Annotated in this window: 18 protein-coding genes; all 18 read right to left on the minus strand. The window is 69.1% G+C overall.

Annotated features, from left to right (window positions below):
* Window positions 1-34: 34 nt before the first annotated feature.
* The gene (locus tag ACWHYQ_RS05115; protein ID WP_447974657.1) at window positions 35-583 is read right to left on the minus strand and encodes a QcrA and Rieske domain-containing protein; all 549 of its coding nucleotides are present in this window, start codon (window positions 581-583) and stop codon (window positions 35-37) included.
* Window positions 584-713: 130 nt separating this feature from the next.
* On the minus strand, window positions 714-1,199 hold the full coding sequence (locus tag ACWHYQ_RS05120; protein WP_447974658.1) for a hemerythrin domain-containing protein: 486 nt from the start codon (window positions 1,197-1,199) through the stop codon (window positions 714-716).
* Between the two features lie 64 nt (window positions 1,200-1,263).
* A complete protein-coding gene (locus ACWHYQ_RS05125; RefSeq protein ID WP_447975525.1) occupies window positions 1,264-1,623 on the minus strand; it encodes a DUF488 domain-containing protein in 360 nt (119 codons plus the stop codon).
* 70 nt (window positions 1,624-1,693) lie between these two features.
* Window positions 1,694-2,242, minus strand: a complete 549-nt coding sequence (locus tag ACWHYQ_RS05130; RefSeq protein WP_447974659.1) for an OsmC family protein — start codon at window positions 2,240-2,242, stop codon at window positions 1,694-1,696.
* Between the two features lie 186 nt (window positions 2,243-2,428).
* Entirely contained in the window at window positions 2,429-2,647 is a 219-nt protein-coding gene (locus ACWHYQ_RS05135) for a YgaP family membrane protein (RefSeq protein WP_447974660.1), read from the minus strand.
* A gap of 83 nt (window positions 2,648-2,730) precedes the next feature.
* A complete protein-coding gene (locus tag ACWHYQ_RS05140; RefSeq protein WP_447974661.1) occupies window positions 2,731-3,156 on the minus strand; it encodes a CBS domain-containing protein in 426 nt (141 codons plus the stop codon).
* Window positions 3,157-3,171: 15 nt separating this feature from the next.
* Window positions 3,172-3,567 (minus strand): PepSY domain-containing protein, encoded by a 396-nt coding sequence (locus tag ACWHYQ_RS05145; protein WP_447974662.1) that lies wholly within the window; start codon window positions 3,565-3,567, stop codon window positions 3,172-3,174.
* A gap of 262 nt (window positions 3,568-3,829) precedes the next feature.
* Window positions 3,830-4,912: a cytochrome-c peroxidase gene (locus tag ACWHYQ_RS05150; RefSeq protein WP_447974663.1), complete on the minus strand. Its 1,083-nt coding sequence runs from the start codon at window positions 4,910-4,912 to the stop codon at window positions 3,830-3,832.
* 97 nt (window positions 4,913-5,009) lie between these two features.
* Window positions 5,010-5,489: a hypothetical protein gene (locus ACWHYQ_RS05155; RefSeq protein ID WP_447974664.1), complete on the minus strand. Its 480-nt coding sequence runs from the start codon at window positions 5,487-5,489 to the stop codon at window positions 5,010-5,012.
* A gap of 4 nt (window positions 5,490-5,493) precedes the next feature.
* A complete protein-coding gene (locus ACWHYQ_RS05160) occupies window positions 5,494-6,165 on the minus strand; it encodes an ABC-type transport auxiliary lipoprotein family protein (RefSeq protein ID WP_447974665.1) in 672 nt (223 codons plus the stop codon).
* Window positions 6,166-6,177: 12 nt separating this feature from the next.
* Entirely contained in the window at window positions 6,178-7,140 is a 963-nt protein-coding gene (locus ACWHYQ_RS05165; protein WP_447974666.1) for an MlaD family protein, read from the minus strand.
* Between the two features lie 37 nt (window positions 7,141-7,177).
* A complete protein-coding gene (locus tag ACWHYQ_RS05170) occupies window positions 7,178-7,969 on the minus strand; it encodes an ABC transporter ATP-binding protein (RefSeq protein WP_447975526.1) in 792 nt (263 codons plus the stop codon).
* Between the two features lie 5 nt (window positions 7,970-7,974).
* A complete protein-coding gene (locus tag ACWHYQ_RS05175; protein WP_447974667.1) occupies window positions 7,975-9,132 on the minus strand; it encodes an ABC transporter permease in 1,158 nt (385 codons plus the stop codon).
* Between the two features lie 22 nt (window positions 9,133-9,154).
* On the minus strand, window positions 9,155-10,312 hold the full coding sequence (locus ACWHYQ_RS05180; protein ID WP_447974668.1) for an ABC transporter permease: 1,158 nt from the start codon (window positions 10,310-10,312) through the stop codon (window positions 9,155-9,157).
* A gap of 17 nt (window positions 10,313-10,329) precedes the next feature.
* Entirely contained in the window at window positions 10,330-11,484 is a 1,155-nt protein-coding gene (locus ACWHYQ_RS05185; protein ID WP_447974669.1) for an ABC transporter permease, read from the minus strand.
* Entirely contained in the window at window positions 11,481-13,292 is a 1,812-nt protein-coding gene (locus ACWHYQ_RS05190; protein WP_447974670.1) for an ATP-binding cassette domain-containing protein, read from the minus strand. The genes ACWHYQ_RS05185 and ACWHYQ_RS05190 overlap by 4 nt, the downstream gene beginning before the upstream one ends.
* A 60-nt stretch (window positions 13,293-13,352) precedes the next feature.
* The gene (locus ACWHYQ_RS05195; RefSeq protein WP_447974671.1) at window positions 13,353-14,501 is read right to left on the minus strand and encodes an HlyD family secretion protein; all 1,149 of its coding nucleotides are present in this window, start codon (window positions 14,499-14,501) and stop codon (window positions 13,353-13,355) included.
* A 29-nt stretch (window positions 14,502-14,530) separates the two neighbouring features.
* Window positions 14,531-18,127, minus strand: a complete 3,597-nt coding sequence (locus tag ACWHYQ_RS05200; protein ID WP_447974672.1) for an efflux RND transporter permease subunit — start codon at window positions 18,125-18,127, stop codon at window positions 14,531-14,533.
* Between the last annotated feature and the right edge of the window lie 77 nt (window positions 18,128-18,204).

Genomic DNA, 18,204 nt, shown 5'->3' on the forward strand with positions numbered 1-18,204 from the left:
GACGGGGCACTCGTCCCCAGTCACGCGTCACCCGTCACAGTTCGACTTGCGTCGGGAGGCCCGACTTGAACTCCTTGTAGACCACCAGGAGGCGGCCGTTCTCGACCTTCACGGGGAGCCGATCCAGCGGCCGCGGGGCCGGTCCAGCCAGGACCTTGCCGGTCACGTCGTACACGCTCCCGTGACAGGGACATTTGAATTTGCGGTCGCCCTCGTCCCAGCGGTAGCCGCAGCCGAGGTGAGTGCAGATCGGGGAGAAGACGGTCACCTGGCCGTCCGGTTGCTTGACCGCCCAGACGGCCTTGTGCACGGTGGTCTTCAACCAGCCGTCCTCCACGGTCTGCACGTGCTCAAGCTGGGCGGGCTCCCCGGGCACTAGTGCGTCCACGGTCCCGACCTCGACCCAGGGCCGCTCCCGCCGCTTCAGCGCCGGCGAGATCACATACCCAACCAACGGAACGGCCAGCCCCAACCCGATGCATGCCGCGGCGGCTGCGGTCACCCACTGGAAGAAGGTCCGCCGCGTGCCCACTGGCGTGTGGAATCCCGGCGACTGGCTGTCCGGCGGCTGCAACAGAGTCATGGCTTCCTCGGGAACCAACCGGTCCTGACCGCAACGAGCCGGAGCGCGGATCCGGCGCCGCCGGAGACCCCGCGCCGTCGCCTTCTGTATAGCATCATCGTGTCCGTGATTCCAGCCAACCCGATCTCGATCACCCTTCCGGCGGGCCGCAGCAGACGTGGTCCCGCTCCTCGGGGAGGTCCTGCATCCGCTGGAAGAGGGTCGCCCGCTCGGCATCCCCGATGGCCTGGTCAATCGCGGGATAGAGCACGCGCTCCTCCTTCAGGTTGTGCGCCTCCAGCAGCGCGAGCAGCGCCCGCTCTTCCGCATCGCAGTCCGGGTCGCCGATCTTGACTTTGTGGTGCAGCGCTTCCAGCGCGGCCCCAATCCGCCGATGCTCCATTCGCATGACGGCGGTCGGCCCGTCCGTGATCCCGCTGCGCTCCTCCCAGAGCGGGAAGAGCAGGGCCTCCTCCCAGACGATGTGCCGCTGCAGCCCGAGCTTGAATTCCCGGAACCGCTCCGTGGCCCGCGCGAAATCCGTGCGCTTCAGCTTATGGAACGTCGTCAGCAGCGCATCCAGCCGATCATGGTCCTGCTCGAAATAGGAGGCCACGGTGAACGCTTCGTGCTTCATCGCCAATCCTCCTTGCTCTCCCATTCCATCGCGCGCCCGTGCGCAACAGGCGAAGCGCGAACGATCAGGCCCGTGGCCGCCGCCGGCGATCGAGGAAGGCCTTCAGCGCGACCGCATTGTTGTGCACGGCGTCCTTCGCCCCGAACAGAAGCGTGACGGGCCCGCAGCGCGCGGCTTCGAGGATGGGGCGCCAGGCCTCGGGGTTCGCGGCCAGCTCGGCGGCATACCGGCGCTGGAACTCGTCCCATTTGGCCGGATCGTGCGCGAACCAGCGGCGGAGCGCGTCCGACGGCGCCACGTCCTTCAGCCAGGCCTCGAGTTTCAGTGCTTCCTTGGAGATCCCGCGCGGCCAGAGGCGGTCCACCAGGATGCGGATGCCGTCGCCCCGCGCCGGCGGCTCATAGACGCGCTTGACGCGAATCACCGCGTGCCTGCCCCGTGGTGCCAGAGCTTCGTCGCCTTCCTTCCCCACGCGGCCTCCTTCTCCAAACCCATCAGGTCCGTCGAGGCGACGGCGTGCCTCGCGCCCTGGCTGCCGGCATGCCGGGGGCGGGTGCGATGAGCCGGATCTCCACCTCCGGCGGCACGGCGAGCGACTGGTGCACGGTGCAGCCGCGGGCGACCTTGAGCAACCGGACCTGGTCCTCCGGCGCGAGCGCGCCCGGGAGCCGCACCGTGAGCCGCACCGCACCGACCCGGTGCGGCCCCTCCGCCAGCTCCCACTCCGCTTCGACCGTGAAGCCGTCGGCGGCGAGCCCGCGTCGCGCGCAGAAGCGCGCGACAAAATACCCGACGCAGCTCGCCAGCGAGCCAACGAACAGCTCGAGCGGGCTCAACCCGGTATCCGTCCCGCCGTCCTCGACTGGCTGGTCGGCCACGACGGCGTGCCGCCCGTTGCTTACAGTGAAGCGCGTGCCGCCCTGATACGTCACGGTGAGCGTCATGACTCTCTCGGCCGCCCAGGGATTGGACGGAACGAAGTGAAAGAAATCCACATTCGAGATCACCGTCACCTTGTGCCGCTGGCCCAACAGGGCCCGCATTCGTAGGCCGCCGGCAGCCCGCCGATGGACGCCCCGACGATCTCCACACGCGCCATGTTCTCTCTTTCCTGCAGAACCGTCAGCTTTCAGCAACCGGCGGCGATGGACACGCCCCGACACGGCGACGCGGAGAAGAGGCGACACGGCGCTTGCCGAATCTCCCTGTCTCCCTGCCCCCGCGTCACCTCACCGCTTTCCCGACGGCTTCGTCGCGCAGGTATTGATCCCCAACAGCGTCCAGAGCGGGCACAATCCCACCGCCCCCGTCACCAGGGCAATCGCGCCCACGATGTAGGCCCCCAACGCCGCTCCGGCGGGCAGCCCACCGAAGGCACCCAGGCTCACCAGGAGAATCCCAAAGACGATCCGGATCGGCCGCTCGACTCCCCCCACGTTGCACGTCATGGCTGCACCTCTTGGTTGGTTGTGACTCGAGGGTCGTCAGAATTGGTGTCACCATCTGAGAGCCCCACTCGCCTGCAAAGGATTCAGAACCCGCCGTAGGCGGCGAAGAGCTTTTTCGTCATCAGGTGATCCAGGAGGTCCGATCGCGAGATGATCCCGACGAGCTTCCCATTCCGCACCACCGGCACGCGCAGCACCTTGGTCCTGGTCATGCGCCGGATCACGTCCTTGACGGGCGTCTGCTCCTCCACCGTGATCGGGGGCTTGCTCATGACGTCCTCGGCCGTGAGCGCCGCCAGATCCCGGTCCTGCTCGATCGCCTTGAGCAGGTCGAACTCGCTCACGACGCCGACCAGCTTGAGATCGGGCTCTACCACCGGCAGACCGCTGAAGACCCCCGTGATGAAGTGCACGGCCAGGTCGCGCGCACAGGCCTTCCGGCTGGCCACCATGACCCGGGACTTCATCACATCCTTCGCTGTCAGGTTCGAGTGGTCCACCGTCGTCATGGGCCGTCTCCTTCTTCAGGACCGCGGCTCCCGCCGGCCTTCGTCCTTGTGTTCCCGCTTGCGCTCCTTCATCCTCTCTCTTTTCCGCTCGGCCTTCTTCTCCTCCACGTCAATGACGGCGCCGGTTGCGGCGTCCACGTGGACCTCCATGACCTTGCTGTCAGCGGTGACGACCTCGACCTCCCAGACCGTCTTGTCGTGCTTGGACTCGAGCTCCGCCTCGATCACCTTGCCCGCCACCTTCTCCGAGGCGGCCTTGATCGCCTGGTCAATGGCGACGGCGGCCGACGCGGCCCTCTCGACCTTCGCCTGGAGCTTGTCCTTCTTGCCGTGGCCCTCATCCGCGAGCGCCACGCCCGCCGCCACCACCGTCCCGGTCAGCAGCGCCACGCCGATTCCCAATGCCTTCATCGAAGACACCTCCTGGTTAGAGAGTCCGGGGCTTCGTGCCACGGTCCGCACGAGTCGTGCTGAACTTCTGCGATTGGCGTGCCAGAGCCGGACTGGCGGCAAGCCTAACACACAACGCCTGTGTTGTCGGCGAGTTCGACCGCATCGGCGGGAAGGGACCGTGTGGGATGGCGGGAGCGCTGACGCCAAAGGCTACAGACCCGATGGTGGGCAGTGGCGCGAGACGCCACATCAACCTGGCGCGAGGCGAGGGGTGTCGTTCTTATTTCGGCAGCTTCGGCATCTCGAACTTCAGCGGCTCGCCGGTCAATGCGTTTAGGAAGGCCACGAGGTCCGCCTTCTCCTGATCCGTCAGGCCCAGCGGCTTGACGAGCAGGCTCAGGTTGGGATTTGGCCCGCCGCCCTGGTTGAGGAAGTCCACGACCTCCTCGAGCGTCTTGAAGGCCCCGTCGTGCATGTAGGGCGCGGTGAGGGCCACGCTGCGCAGCGTCGGCGTCTTAAACGCTCCCCGGTCCGCCGCCTGCCGGGTCACATTGTAGCGGCCCAGATCCTCCTTCAAGGGCCCGACCTGCGGCACGCCCAGGTTGTGGAACTGGTTGTCGGTGAAGTTCGGCCCGTTGTGGCAGAGGATGCAGCGGGCCTTGCCCTTGAACAGCGCGAGGCCGCGCACCGCCGCCTCGCTCATCGCCTGCTGGTCCCCGAGCATGTACTTATCGAAGGCGGAGTTGGTCGAGATGACCGTTCGCTCGTAGGCAGCGATCGCCTCGGCGATGCCCTGCAGGCTCACGTCGGTCCCGAAGACCGCATGGAACTGCTCCCGGTAGCCTTTGATCTTCTGGAGCTTCTTGACGACGTTCTCATGGGTCTCGGCCATCTCGACGGGGTTCTGGATGGGCCCGATCGCCTGCTCCTCCAGCGAGCTCACGCGCCCGTCCCAGAACTGGACGTGGTTGAACGCCGTGTTGAAGACGGTCGGTGCCTGCCGGCCGCCGACTTTGCCGTCCACGCCGATGGAGGTCTGGCGCGGGTCGGCGAAGCCGGCGCCGGGGATATGGCAGAAAGCGCAGGAGACCTGGTTATTCTTGGACAAGCGCCCGTCGAAGTACAGTTGCTTGCCCAGCTCGACCTTCGCCTTGTAGTTCAGGTTCGTCGGCGGGATCGGCACTACGCTCGGCAGCGGCCCGATGTCCGGCACCGCGATCCCGTCCAGGATCACCAGGTGCGCCGCTTCCGGCATCGCGCCGGTCTTCCCCTCCTGGGGCACGAGGCTTCCTGCCTCCAGCGCCAACCCCGCCGCTCCCATCGCCACAAGCACGCCCGCCGCTGCCATCGTTCGTCCGCGCATGACCTACTCCTTATGCTAGTGATACCTGACCACAGACCCTGCCACTTTTTCAGGCTAGCCTACCATATCGGCGCGGCCAGCCCTAGCGTGCCGCCCGTCACTCGCTGAACCGCGCCCCGATCCACCCGCCCACCAGATGGGTCAGCGCCACCACCAGCACGGCGATGGCCACGTGCTCCCCGATCACCGGCCAGGGCCGGACGCCCCGTGCCCGCGCGATCGCCAGGCTCAAAACCGCCAGCAGCAGCACCCCCCAGACGATGCTCACGCCGACGGCGGCGCCGAGCGGAAGCGCCAGCACCGGCACCAGGAACGAGAGGGCGAACAGGAACTTGGACGCCAGCGTCGCGGCCGTGGCCTCCCACACCTCGCGGCCCGTGTGGCGATTCTGGGCCTCCTGCGCGACGTGGATGCCGAGCGCGTCGGAGAAGGCGTCGGCCAGCGCGATCGTCAGGATACCCCCGACGACCACCCCGCGCGAGTGCGTACCCGAATAAAGCCCGACGATCAGCCCCAACGTCGTGATGATGCCAGAGGTCAGCCCGAAGCTGAACCCCGTGCGCCACGAGTCTCGCATGTCGCTAACACCCCAGCGCGGCGCCGTTCTTCATGCACCCGCTGAGCCACTCGGCCGCCTGGTCGAGGAGCTTGGGTAGAGCGCGGTTCGCCGCGATCGCAGCCCCATAGGCGTCGTCGCCCGGCGCCTCCTCCTCCACCTCGAAGCCGCGGGTTCCGAGCACTTTCCGCTCGCGCGTCTCGACGAGCTGCAGGCGCAGGGTGAGCCGGACCCGGCTGGGCCGCTCGATGACCTCGTGCGCGACGGCGAGGTTGTCCGCATCAAGACGATAGTCCGCGCGCACGGAGCTCGGCCCCTGCACGACGGCACGCCAGACTCCTGTACGCTCGAACGCTTGCGCCAGCAGGGGCGCCACCATCCGGGCCGGGGCGTCGACCCACTGGCTGGTCGCGTAATAGCTCACCTCGTGGGGGCGCGCCACGTAAGCCATGCGCGGCGTGTCGAACCCCGCGAGCGCCTGCGGCGGGCTGACGAGCAGGATCGCGGTCGCCTTGGGATCGGCCGGCGCGGGCGCGGTGCGCTCCATCCGGTCGCTCCCCAGCCGATAGGTGTGGAGCACCCGCTCCCCGCCGCCCCCGATCGTGCAGGCCGCGAGCGCCGCGCCCAGCCCCCAGACGAGCCACCAGGCCGCCGTGGCCCGGCTGCGCCGCCTCGTCGCCCTGCCGCGGATGCTCATCTCCATCTCACGTCACTCACCCGGCCCTCGGGGCCCGCCGCGCCGGCCGAAGAGCAGCGAATCGGGCTCGCGCTCGATCTGCCGCGCCACCCGTTGCAGCGTTCCGGTCAGATCGCGCAACTCGGCAACCAGCGCGTCCGCCTCGGCGAGCGTGTGCCCCGTGAACTGCTCGATGTCGGGCCGGGTGTCCTTGACGACCGATCCCACGGCCCGCCCCGTCCTGGCCAGCTCCTCGGTCATGGCCTGCAACGCCGCGGCCGACTTGTCCACGCGGGCCAGGATCAACGGGATCTGCTCGGTCATCGTCGCGGACAGACGCGCCAGGTTGTCGGCGACCCGGGCCGCACCGGCAACGCTCTGGTCCAGGTGCCCGCTTCGCGCGGCCAGCGTGTGCGACACGGTCGAGAGGTCGGCGAGGATCTGCCGGACCGCGGCGCGGTTGTCCGCGTCCATCAGGGCCCGCGCGTCCAGGAGGGCACCCTCCGCGTCAGTGAGCAGGCGGGTGATCCCCTGGTCGGCGAGGAGGCGGGACAGTGCGGCGTCCAGCCGGTAGATGAAGGACGGGCCGGTCTGGATCACGGGATAGTCTTCGCCCGGCTTGGGCGCGAGCGGCGGCGACTCCTTGCTACCGCCCGTCAGGTTCACGATCGCCAGCCCCGTCAGCCCCTGGGTTTCGAGGACCGCGACCGTATCCTCCTTGATCGGGGTGCCGCGCCGGATGTCCATCGTCAGCCGCACCTCTTCCGGATTGTCGGGATTCAGGATGATCTCCTTCACCCGTCCGACTTCGACGCCACGATACTTCACGGGCGCATTGACGCTGAGGCCGGCGACCGACTCCCGCATGAAGGCGAGGTAGCGGTCGTAGGCGCCGCGGTAGTCCCCCTTGCTCAGCCAGAGGACCCCGCCGACGAGCAGGACCCCGAGCAGCACCACGAACAGCCCGACCAGAACGTAGTTGACTTTGGTTTCCATACGCCACCCCGCCGCCTGCCCCGGCACCGCCAGCGCGCTAGGACCGGCCTCCGTGCGCCGCGACGGTCGCCGCTCGCCCGCGCGGCCCGTGGAAATACTCGTGGACGATCGGGTCCGTCGAGCGCGCCAGCTCCGCCATCGTGCCCTGCGCCCGCACCCGCCCGGCTCCCAGGACCGCGACCCGATCCGCCACGCGCCACAGCGTATCCAGATCGTGCGTGACCATCACCACCGTGAGCCCCAGGAGCGTCTTCAGATCCCGGACGAGCTGATCGAAGGCGCCCGCGCTCACCGGATCCAGACCGGCCGTCGGCTCGTCGAGAAAGAGCAACTCCGGATCGAGCGCGAGCGAGCGGGCCAGGGCGGCGCGCTTGCGCATCCCGCCGCTCAGCTCGCTCGGATACAGGGCGCCGGCCTCCGGCGGCAGCCGCGCGAGCGCGATCTTGATCGCCGCCAGCTCCCGAATCAGGGCCGGGCTCAGCCGCGTGTGCTCGCGCAGCGGCACGGCCACGTTCTGTGCGACCGTGAGCGCGCTGAACAGGGCACCCTGTTGGAAGAGGACCCCGGAGCGGCGGCGCAGCGCGAGTCGCTCCGCATCGCTCATCGTCGCGAGATCCTGGCCGAACACGCGGATCTCGCCCGCGGTGGGTTGCTGAAGCAGCAGCATCTCCCGCAGCAACACCGTCTTCCCGCACCCGCTGCCGCCGGCAATCGCGAAGACCTCGCCCTGGCGGACCTCGAGGCTCACGTCTTCGTGGACCACGGCGGCCCCGAAGCGGGTGGCGACGTGGCGAACCTCGATCAGGACTGGCCCGGAGACGGTGGCCATCAAGGTCACAGGCTCTTCCAGCTCAGGAGCACCGAGAACACCGCGTCAATCACGATCACGAGGAAGATGCCCTGGACGACGCTGATGGTCGTGTGCCGGCCCACGCTGTCCACGTTGCCGCGGATCCGAAACCCCTGGTAGCAGCCGACCAAGGCGATTACGGCCGCAAAGACCGGCGCCTTGCCGATCCCGATCAGGAAGTGCCGCAACGCGACCGCCTCCTCGAACCGCGCGATGAACTCGGCGAAGCTCACGTTCAGCTCGACGGAGGCGATCAGCATGCCGCCGAAGACCCCGACCGCGTCCGCGTAGACGGTGAGCAGCGGCATGACGATCACGAGCGCGAGCAGCCGCGGAATCACGAGCAGCTCCATCGGCGACAGCCCGAGGGCGCGGAGCGCGTCCACCTCCTCGGTCACCGACATGGTGCCGATCTGGGCGGTATAGGCCGAGCCGGACCGGCCCGCCACCAGGATCGCCGTGACCATCGGGGCGATCTCCCGCAGCAGCGAGATGCCGACGAGGTCCACGACGAAGATGTTGGCGCCGAAGGTCTTGAGCTGCTCGGCGCCCTGATACGCGATCACCACCCCCATCAGGAAGACGAGCAGGCCGATGATCGGGAGCGCCTTGACCCCGTCCCGCTCCAGGCTGCCGAAGAGAGCGGCCCAGCGGATGCGCCGGGGATGCAGGAGCTGCCGGATCAGCACCGCGGTGCTTTCGCCCAGGAAGGCGAGGGCTTGCGGCCCTTGGAGCACCCGGCTCCAGGCGGCGCGGCCGAGCCGCTCCAGCGGCGGCGCGACGGGCGCGCTCTCCGGCTCATCGGCCGGTGCGTGCCGGCCCACAATCTCCAGCAGCTCCACGAACCGCGGTTCCAGCCCTCGCAACGCGACCTCGCGCCCCTGCGCCCGCAACCCCTCGAGGGTCCGCCGGAGGAGCCAGGCCCCGCCCGTGTCCATGGCGGTGATCCCGCTCGCCTCGCAGGTCACCACGCACCCGCGCGAGTCGCCGCCGCCCCGGAGGAGGGCCGCCAACCGCGCCTCCACGCCGGCGAGGTGCGGAATCGTCCAGGAGCCCGTGCATCGCAGGGTCCCCGCCCCGTCGAGCGAGACGTCGGGCTCGATGTCCTCTGTCGGCTGCGCGTCCGTCTTCGTCTCGGTCACACCCCCCTCCTGTAGGCGCTATTTAACCGAATTGCCTACGGAAACGCCACAGACCGAACGACAAGAGCGTCCCGCCGAGCAGGAGCATGGTCCCCACCGGCCTCCAGAGATCCGCCAGGCCCGCTCCCTTCAAGAAGAGGCCATAGGTCACGTCGATGTAGTACCGGAGCGGCGACAAGGCCATGAGCGACTGCACCCACGTCGGCATCGCCTCGAACGGCGTCGAGATGCCCGAGAGCATGAGCATCGGCGCGACCACGAGGAGCGAGATCATTCCGACCTGCGCCTGGTTCCGCGCGACGGTCGCGGCCAGGAGCCCGAGGCCGGCCGTCGTGAAGCCGTAGAGGGCAGTCAGCAGGAAGAACAGGACGCCGCTGCCCTTCATCGGCACGCCGAAGGCTGGCTGGAGCACCCCGTAGACCGCTCCGGCCGTCGCGGCGAGGATCACGGCCATCATCGCCAGGACCTTGGAGAACATGATCTGGAACGGCGTGACCGGCGCCACCAGGAGCTGCTCCACCGTGCCACGCTCCTTCTCGCGGACCAGGGCGGCGGCGGGCAGCAGGAGGCCGAAGAGGGTGATCATGCGCAGCACGTGCGAGATGGACTGGAACCAGGTCTCGTCCTGGTTGGGGTTGAACCAGACGCGGTACTCGCTCCTCACAAGCGGCAGATGGGCCTCAGCGTCCGCCGCTAGGCCAAGGCTCAAGCTCCTGGTGTCCTGCCCGAACTGGCCGACGATTCGCGCCGCGTAGCCGGCCGCCGAGAGGCCCTGGGGCGCGTTGGTCGTATCCACCTGGAGCTGGAGCGTCCCCGGCACCCCGCCCCGGATCGCCTCCTGAAAGCGGGGTGGAATATCCAGCACGAGCATGGCCGAGCCCTCGTCCAGCCGGCGCTGTCCCTCAGCCGGGTGGACGATCTCCCCGAGCAGGCGGAAATAGGGCTGGCGGAATCGGTGGATCAGGTCCCGGGACAGGGCGCTGTGGTCCCCGTCGTGCACAAGCAGGGCGGCGTTCGTGAGCTGCATCGTGATCCCCACCCCGCTGACGTACACGGAGAGCGAGAAAGAATACACGAGGAACAGGAGCAGCGGTAGGTCCCGCCCCAGTTGCAGGAGCTCCTTTCTGGTCAGCACGGCCAGCCGCAGCCACCAGGTCCTGACGCTCGCTCGGACCGTCATCGCTCGGAGCGCTCCTCTCAGGTTTTGGGCCGCTTCGTGAAGAGGCCGTACGCGAGCAGCCACAGGACCAGGGCGAACGCGGCCAGCGCAAGCAGGTCCCGCCACAGCCCGCCAGGGCCGAGTCCCTTCAGAAAACTGCCGCGCACGATGGCCGTGTAGTACATGGCCGGGAACAGGTGGGCCTGGACCTTGGCCCCGGCACTCAGCGACGCCACCGGGACGAGGAGCCCTGAAAAGAGGATCGTCGGCAGCATCGCCAGGACGATCGTGATGATCAGCGCAGCCATCTGCGTCCGGACCAGGAGCGAGACGACCAGCCCGATCCCAGTGCCGACGAGCGAGAACAGGAGCGAGGCCGCCACGAAGAACAGGGGATCGCCCTTGAAGGGCACGGCGAAGCCCACGACGGCGATCACCCACAGAACGACCGCGTTCGCGGCGGAGATCCCGACGTAGGGCGCCAGCTTGCCGATCAGGAATTCCAGGCGGCCGACCGTCGAGCCGTAGATGTTGAAGATCGAGCCGCGCTCCTTCTCGCGGACAACCCCGAGCGCCGTCAGCAGCGGGGAGACGAGCATCAGCGTGAACATTATCATGGCCGGCACCATGGACCAGGTGCTGCGGGCTTCCTGGTTGTAGAGGTACCGAACCTGCAGGGTCACCGGCCGGACCAGCCGTCGCGCCGCCGCCCGCTCCAGCCCCCTCGTGCGGCTGAGGTGGTCCACCTGCAGCTCCTCGGAGAAGGCCTGGTTGATGGCAATCGTGTAGCCCTTGGCGCTGTCGGCGTGGAGCGGGAAGGTCCCGTCGAGGAGGGTCTGGACCGCGGCGGGCCGGCCCGCCAGGAGCCGCTCGGCGAAGTCCTCGGGGATGATGATGGCCGCCCGGATCGTCGCGCGCCGGAGCAGGGCGTCGGCCTCGCGCTCGCTCGCGAGGGTCCCGCGGAAGTCGAAGTAGCGCGACGCTGAGAAGCGGGACAGGTAGTCTCGGCTCAACGGCGTCCGGTCCCGGTCCAGGACTGCGTAGGGAATGTGCTCGACGTCGAACACGAGGCCGTTGCCGAAGACCGTCATCCAGAGGACGGGCAGGAGAAAGGCGAGAGACAGGAACAGCCGGTCGCGGACCGTCTCGCGCCATTCCTTGGCGATGAGCGCGGCGATCCGGCGGAGGCTCATGCCACGGCCTCCGGACGCCTGGTCCGTTCCTGCCCTTCGAGCGCCGTCACCCGATAGACGAAGACATCCTCCAGGCTCAGCGGCCGCCGCGCCACAGACCGGACCGCCACGCCGGTCGCTTCCAGCGCCCGGCAGGCGCAGTCCCGGTCGAGGACCGGGTCGCGGCAGAAGAGGTGGATGCGGGTCCCGAACAGCGTGGCACCAGCAAAACCGGCCCGCTGGAGGGCCAGCACCCCCTCGCCCGGCCGATCGGCGACGATTTCGAGGAGCGGGCCGGTCTCTGCCTCCACCTGGCGCTTGAGCTCCGCTGGCGAGCCTTCCGCCACCACGCGGCCGGCATACATCAGCGCGAGGCGATCGCAGTGCTCGGCCTCCCCCATGTCGTGGGTCGTGACGAGCAGGGCGACGCCGTCCTCGCGGGCGAGGCGCAGCAGGATCTCCCAGAACCGGCGGCGCCCGAGCGGGTCCACGCCGGAGGTGGGCTCGTCCAGGAAGAGGACGCGCGGCCGGTGCACGAGCGCGCAGGCGAGGGCCAGGCGCTGGCGGACGCCCACAGGGAGACGTCCAGCCAAGTCATGCTCGACGCCCTGCAAGCCGACCAGGTCGAGGAGCACCGCCACGCGCGGGCCCGCCGCGCGGCCGTCCAACCCGTAGAGGCCGGCGAACAGCCGCAGGTTCTCGCAGACGGTCAGGTCGAGGTACAGAGAGAAGGCCTGCGACAGGTAGCCGATGCGCTCCTTGATGGCGAGCCCGGCGCGGCGCACGTCGCCCCCGGCAACCCAGCCCTCTCCGGCGGTCGGTGGCAGGAGCCCGGTCAGCATCTTGATGACTGTCGTCTTGCCCGCGCCGTTGGCGCCAAGGAGGCCGAAGATCTCGCCGGGCCGGACCTGGAAGCTGACCCGGTCCACGGCGCGGAAGGCGCCGAAGTCCCGCACGAGACCCCGGGCCTCGATCGCCGCGCCATCCGCAGGAGCGGGAGCGGGACGGAGGAGAGGCGGCGGCGGGCTGAGGGGCGCGGCAACCGATTGGCGGCGGACGAGCGCGACGAAGACCTCCTCCGGATCGTGTTCCTCCGTGCCGGCGTCGGGCCCCTGCAGCGCGGCCGGCTCGCCGACGGCCAGGACCTTGCCCTGGAACAGGAACGAAAGCCGGTGAAAGCGCGGCGTCTCGTCCATGTAGGCTGTGGACACGAGTGCGGTCAGCCCCCGTCCCTTGACCAGCTCGGCGAGGATGGCCCAGAAGTCGCGCCGCGAGACCGGGTCCACGCCGGTCGTCGGCTCATCCAAGATGAGCAGGGCCGGCTCGTGGATCAGCGTGCACACCAGCCCCAGCTTCTGCTTCATCCCGCCCGAGAGGTGCTTCACCGGCCGGTCGCGGAACTCGGCGAGCCTCGTGAGCCCGAGCAGCCGCTCCTTGCGCGCGACCAGGTCCGCCTCTGGCACGAGCCGGAGGCGCGCGAAGAAGTCGACGTTCTCCTCGACCGAGAGGTCCGGATAGAGGTGCTGCCCCAATCCCTGCGGGAGAAACCCCAGCCGGCCCTTGACCCGCTCCGCCGCGCGCTCGGAGTCCACCGTCACGCCGAAGACCTCAACCGTCCCCGCCTCGTAGGCCAGGACGCCAGCGATCGCCTTCAGCAGGCTGCTCTTGCCCGCTCCGTCCGGGCCGATCAAGCCGTAGATCTCCCCGCGGCGGACCGTGAGGTCTACACCTTCGATCGCGACGTGTCGCTTATAGCGTTTGACGAAGCCGGAGACGCGGACCACGGGACCCTCGGCGACGACGGCATCCTGGGTTGCGGTGTGCGTCATGGTTCTCGTTCACCTGGGCCGATGGCCGAAAGTTGACGGCGGAGGGCTCACAGCTTCGTCTCACCATCTCGGCTTCACCCAGGGCGCCTCCTCCCTCCACCGGATCACGGCGTCGGCCGGGAGCCCCGGCGTCAGACGGTGTTCCGGGTTCTCGGTCAGGTAGATCCGCAGCGCGTAGATGAGCTTCACCCGCTCGTCCGGCGTCTGGACCTCCTTCGGCGTGAACTCGGCGCGTGAGGCGATGTATCGCACCCGGCCCTCGAAGGGCCGGTCGGGAAAGGCGTCCGTGTAGATGCGGGCGGGGAGGTCGAGCCGCAGCTTCCCGATCTGCGCCTCGGGCACGTACACCTGGAGGTAGAGCCGGTCCAGGTCCACAATCTCCAGCAGGGGTGCGCCCGCCGAGACAACCTCCCCGACATCCGCCAGCCTGGTAGTGATCGTCCCGTCGGTGGGCGCGCGGATCGTGAGGTCGGCCAGCACGCTCTCCGCCTCCGCGAGCGCCGCCTCGGCCTGGTCGCGCTGGCGCTCCAGCGCGGCCACCTCGCCTTCCTTCGTGCGGATGCGCTTCCAGCCCAGCTCCGCCTGCGCAAGCTGCTTCCGGGCCTGCGTGAGCGTGGCACGGGCGGCGCTCACCTCGTTGTGTGCGACCTCCCACTTCAGCTCCGCTTGGTCGAGCTGTTGGCGCGAGGCGTTGTCGTTGGCCGCCAGCCGGCGATAGCGCTCCAGGTCGCTCCGGGCTTCCTTCTCCACGGAGAGGGCCCGGGCCACTAGGGTCTTGGCTTGATCCACCCGCGCCTGGGCCGCCTCAATCGCGAGGGGCACCTCCAGGTTCAGCACGGCATACTCCTGGTGCGCGGCCTCGGTCTGGTGCTCCAGGGCCGCGAAGGCCTGCCTCGCCTGTTCCACCCGGGCGCGGGTCTGGCTGTCGTCGAGCTGCACCAGCACCTGACCGGCAGTCACCTGGTCGCCCTCGCGAACCAGGAGCGCCACGATCCGTCCGGGGAACTTGCTCGCGATCGTGATGCGGTCCCCCTCGATCCGACCGTTGGCCTGGATCAGGCCCTCTGGCAGCGGCGGCCGCCAGACCCAGCGGTCGTAAGCGTAGTAGGCTGCGCCGACCGTCAGCAAGGCGCCGAGGGCGACGATCAGCCGCTGCGTTCCGGTGGAGCCACCGGCTAAAACGTGTGGCAGGGACGCCCGGTTCGGCAAGGCATGCTCCACGGCTCAATCAAAGCCTGTCAACCGGCAAACTCCGTGCCTGTCGCTGGGCCCCCGGACAAGCCGATACGATGAGACCATCGCAAGCTTTCGGCAGCGCCTGAGGCAGAGTCCCGGCAGGCCGGCGCCAAAACGCCACAGGCCCGCCGGCCCCGCTGGCGCGAGACGCCACAGTGCAGCTCACGCCGGCGGCGCCCCGCATCGGCGAGCGCGGGCTCGGGAGCCGGCTCTTCGGGCCGGCCGGGCGCCGCGCCGTCCGCCGGCGGCGCGGCGGGCCGGCGCGGCGCGCGCCTCACGCTGACGTAGAGCACCGGGATCACGACGAGCGTCAGGAGCGTGGCGGCGCCGACCCCGAACAGCAGCGACACGGCCAGGCCCTGGAAGATCGGGTCCAGGACGATCACGAAGGCGCCTACCATCAGCGCGGCGGCGGTCAGCAGGATGGGCCGCGTGCGGATCGCGCCGGCGCGGACGACCGCCTCCTCCAGCGGAACGCCCGCGCGCCGCTCCGACTCGATGAAGTCCACGAGCAGGATCGAGTTCCGCACGATGATCCCGGCGAGCGCGATGAACCCGATCATCGAGGTCGCCGTAAAGTAGGACCCGGTCAGCCAGTGGCCGGGGACGATCCCGATCAGCGTGAGCGGAATCGGCACCATGATCACGACCGGCGTGAGGAACGACTGGAACTCGCCGACGATCAGGAGGTAGATCAACAGCATGGCCACGGCGAAGGCGAACCCCATGTCGCGGAAGGTCTCGTAGGTAATGTGCCATTCCCCGTCCCACTTCACGCCGAGCCGCTCCTCGGACCAGGGCTGGGTCGCATAGAACTGCTCGATCGCGTAGCCCTCCGGCGGCCGGTAGGCCTCGAGCCGCCTCCCGACATCGAGCACGCCGTAGACCGGGCTCTCGGTCCCGCCGCCCACGTCGCCGACCACGTAGACGACCGGCTTCTGGTTCTTGTGGTGGATCGCCTTATCCTGCACCGTCTGCTCGATGCGCAGCAGCTCCGACAGCGGCACCAGCCTCCCGGAGCCGGGTTCGGCGCCGCCCGGCCGAGACCGCGCGGCTACGGACGCCGCAGACGCCCCGCGGAGCGCGATCTCGCCGAAATGCTCCAGGCCCGCCCGCTCCGCCCGCGGCAACCGGAGGACAATCTGCACGGGGCTCTTCTCCTTCGGGATGTGCACGAGGCCGATCCGCTCCCCCTCGAGGGCCATCCGGATGGTCCGGACCACCTCCTCGGAGGGCACCCCGGCGAGGGCGGCCTTGGCCCGATCCACGGTGAAGACATACTTGACCTGGTCGGCCTCGACGAAGTCGTCCACATCCACGACGCCGGGCGTGGCCTCGAAGAGGCGCCGGACGTCCTTCGCCACCGCAATCTGGCGGTCGTAGTCCGGCCCATAGACCTCGGCCACGAGGACGGAGAGCACGGGGGGCCCCGGTGGCACCTCTACGACCTTCACGTTGGCGCCGTGTGCGCGCGCGATCTCCTGGACCCGGGGTCGGAGGCGCAGGGCGATCTCGTGGCTCTGCGCCCGCCGCTCGCCCTTGGGGACGAGGGCGATCTGGATGTCCGCCTCGTGCGGCCCCTCGCGCAGGAAATAATGGCGGACCAACCCGTTGAAGTTGAAAGGCGAGGCCGTCCCCACGTAGGCCTGGTAGTCCCGGACCTCGGGCACGGTCGCGACGTAGCGGGTGAGCGCCTGCGTCACCCGGGCGGTCTCCTCCAGGGTCGTCCCTTCCGGCATGTCCACGACAAGCTGCAGCTCGCTCTTGTTGTCGAAGGGGAGCATCTTCACGACGACCGCTCTCGTGTAGAACAACGAGACCGAGGCGACCAGCAGCAGGGCCACGCCCGCGAGAAACGCCACGGCGAGCGCCGGATGGGCGAGCAGCGGCGCCAGCAGTCGCCGATAGAAGCGGTACATCCGGGAAGCACGGAGCGCTGAACGCGGACCGCTGCGCGAGGTTGCCTCTTCCGCTCGGCCCGCGCCGCTCGCCCCGCGCCCCGTGTCTTCCCGATAACACTTCTGGCAGAACCACGGGATCACGACGAACGCGACGAGCAGCGAGAAGAACATCGCGATCGAGGCGTTGATCGGGATCGGCCGCATGTACGGGCCCATCAAGCCGGAGACGAAGGCCATGGGCAGCAGCGCGGCGATCACCGTGAAGGTCGCCAGGATGGTCGGGTTGCCCACCTCGTCCACCGCGTAGAGCGCGGCCTCGCGGTGCGGCCGGAGCCGGAGCAGCAGGTGCCGGTACATGTTCTCGACGACCACGATCGCGTCGTCCACCAAGATGCCGATCGAGAAGATCAGCGCGAACAGCGTGACTCGGTTGATCGTGTAGCCGAGCAGCATCGAGACGAACAGTGTGAGCGCGAGGGTCAGCGGGATCGCGATCGAGACGACCATCGCGGGCCGCGGGCCGAGCGCGAGCCCCAGGAAGAGCACCACCGAGACCACCGCGATGCCGAGGTGCCGGAGTAGCTCGTCGGCCTTCTCGTCCGCCGTCTCGCCGTAGTTCCGCGTGACGGTCAGGCGCACATCGGCGGGGAGCAGCGTGCCCTTCAGGTTCTCGGCCTTCCGGATCACCGCCTGCGCCACGGTCACCGCGTTGGTTCGCGCCTGCTTGGCGATCGCGACGGTCACAGCCGGCGACTCCCGAGGCGCGGGGGGCGCCGTGTCGCCCACTCGCCGCGTCGCCGCGTCGCCGGCCAGGCCTGCCGAGGCGTGACCAGCCCCGGAGGGGCCCAGCCCGAACCACACGTAGCTGGTCGCCTCGCCGGGACCGTCGGTCACGTCCGCAATCTGCCGCAGGTAGATCGGCCGTTGCTCGGACACGCCGACGACGAGCGCCTCCAGGTCCTCGCGCGACCGGATGAACCGGCCCGTCTCGACGAGGAACTCCCGGTTCAGGCTCTCGAAGCGGCCCGCCGAGCGGGCCACGTTCTCGCCCTGGATCGCCGCCGCGACCTGCAACGGCGTCAGGCCGTAGGCCTTCAGGCGGGCCGGATCAATCCGCACCTCAAGCTCGCGCTGGCGCCCGCCGACGATGAACCCGCCGGCCGTGCCCGGCACCTTCTTGGTCTCCTCCAGCACGTACTCGGCCAGCTGTCGGAGCTGGTAGTCGGGGTACCGCTCGCTGGACAGGGTGAGGGTGACGATCGGGACATCGTTCACGTCGCGGGGTTTGACCATGAACGGCCCCGCGCCGGGCGGGAACAGGTCCTGGTTCGACATGAGCTTGTCGTAGAGATCCACCAGGCTCTGCTCCATGGGCTCGCCGACGTAGAAGCGCACGATGATCAGCGCGCCCCCGCTGCGCGAAATGGAGTAGACGTACTCGATGGAGCGGATCTCGGACAGCTTGCGCTCGAGCGGCTTGGTGAGCTGCTCCTCGACGACCTTGGCGGCAGCGCCGGGAAAGGGGATGAAGACGTCCGCCATCGGGACGACGATCTGCGGCTCCTCCTCCCGCGGGGTCGCGACGACGGCGAAGGTGCCGAGCAACAGGGAGCCGAGGATGATCAGTGGGGTGAGCTTGCTCTCGATGAAAAGGGCGGCGAGGCGGCCCGCCAGCCCGGATGGCGCAGGAGAAGCCATGGTCAATGGTTAAGGGGCAATGGGCGACGAAGAAACGATGCGGAATAGCCTCCCCGTTGAGGGAGGCTCCCGAGTCC

Source organism: Nitrospira sp. Kam-Ns4a, from assembly GCF_965152595.1.

Bases quoted from the DNA above. Each gene is read 5' to 3' on its own strand.
- ACWHYQ_RS05115 (WP_447974657.1), bottom strand. From the start codon at position 583: ATGACTCTGTTGCAGCCGCCGGACAGCCAGTCGCCGGGATTCCACACG.
- ACWHYQ_RS05120 (WP_447974658.1), bottom strand. From the start codon at position 1,199: ATGAAGCACGAAGCGTTCACCGTGGCCTCCTATTTCGAGCAGGACCAT.
- ACWHYQ_RS05130 (WP_447974659.1), bottom strand. From the start codon at position 2,242: ATGCGGGCCCTGTTGGGCCAGCGGCACAAGGTGACGGTGATCTCGAAT.
- ACWHYQ_RS05135 (WP_447974660.1), bottom strand. From the start codon at position 2,647: ATGACGTGCAACGTGGGGGGAGTCGAGCGGCCGATCCGGATCGTCTTT.
- ACWHYQ_RS05140 (WP_447974661.1), bottom strand. From the start codon at position 3,156: ATGACGACGGTGGACCACTCGAACCTGACAGCGAAGGATGTGATGAAG.
- ACWHYQ_RS05145 (WP_447974662.1), bottom strand. From the start codon at position 3,567: ATGAAGGCATTGGGAATCGGCGTGGCGCTGCTGACCGGGACGGTGGTG.
- ACWHYQ_RS05150 (WP_447974663.1), bottom strand. From the start codon at position 4,912: ATGCGCGGACGAACGATGGCAGCGGCGGGCGTGCTTGTGGCGATGGGA.
- ACWHYQ_RS05155 (WP_447974664.1), bottom strand. From the start codon at position 5,489: ATGCGAGACTCGTGGCGCACGGGGTTCAGCTTCGGGCTGACCTCTGGC.
- ACWHYQ_RS05160 (WP_447974665.1), bottom strand. From the start codon at position 6,165: ATGAGCATCCGCGGCAGGGCGACGAGGCGGCGCAGCCGGGCCACGGCG.
- ACWHYQ_RS05165 (WP_447974666.1), bottom strand. From the start codon at position 7,140: ATGGAAACCAAAGTCAACTACGTTCTGGTCGGGCTGTTCGTGGTGCTG.
- ACWHYQ_RS05170 (WP_447975526.1), bottom strand. From the start codon at position 7,969: ATGGCCACCGTCTCCGGGCCAGTCCTGATCGAGGTTCGCCACGTCGCC.
- ACWHYQ_RS05180 (WP_447974668.1), bottom strand. From the start codon at position 10,312: ATGACGGTCCGAGCGAGCGTCAGGACCTGGTGGCTGCGGCTGGCCGTG.
- ACWHYQ_RS05185 (WP_447974669.1), bottom strand. From the start codon at position 11,484: ATGAGCCTCCGCCGGATCGCCGCGCTCATCGCCAAGGAATGGCGCGAG.
- ACWHYQ_RS05190 (WP_447974670.1), bottom strand. From the start codon at position 13,292: ATGACGCACACCGCAACCCAGGATGCCGTCGTCGCCGAGGGTCCCGTG.
- ACWHYQ_RS05200 (WP_447974672.1), bottom strand. From the start codon at position 18,127: ATGGCTTCTCCTGCGCCATCCGGGCTGGCGGGCCGCCTCGCCGCCCTT.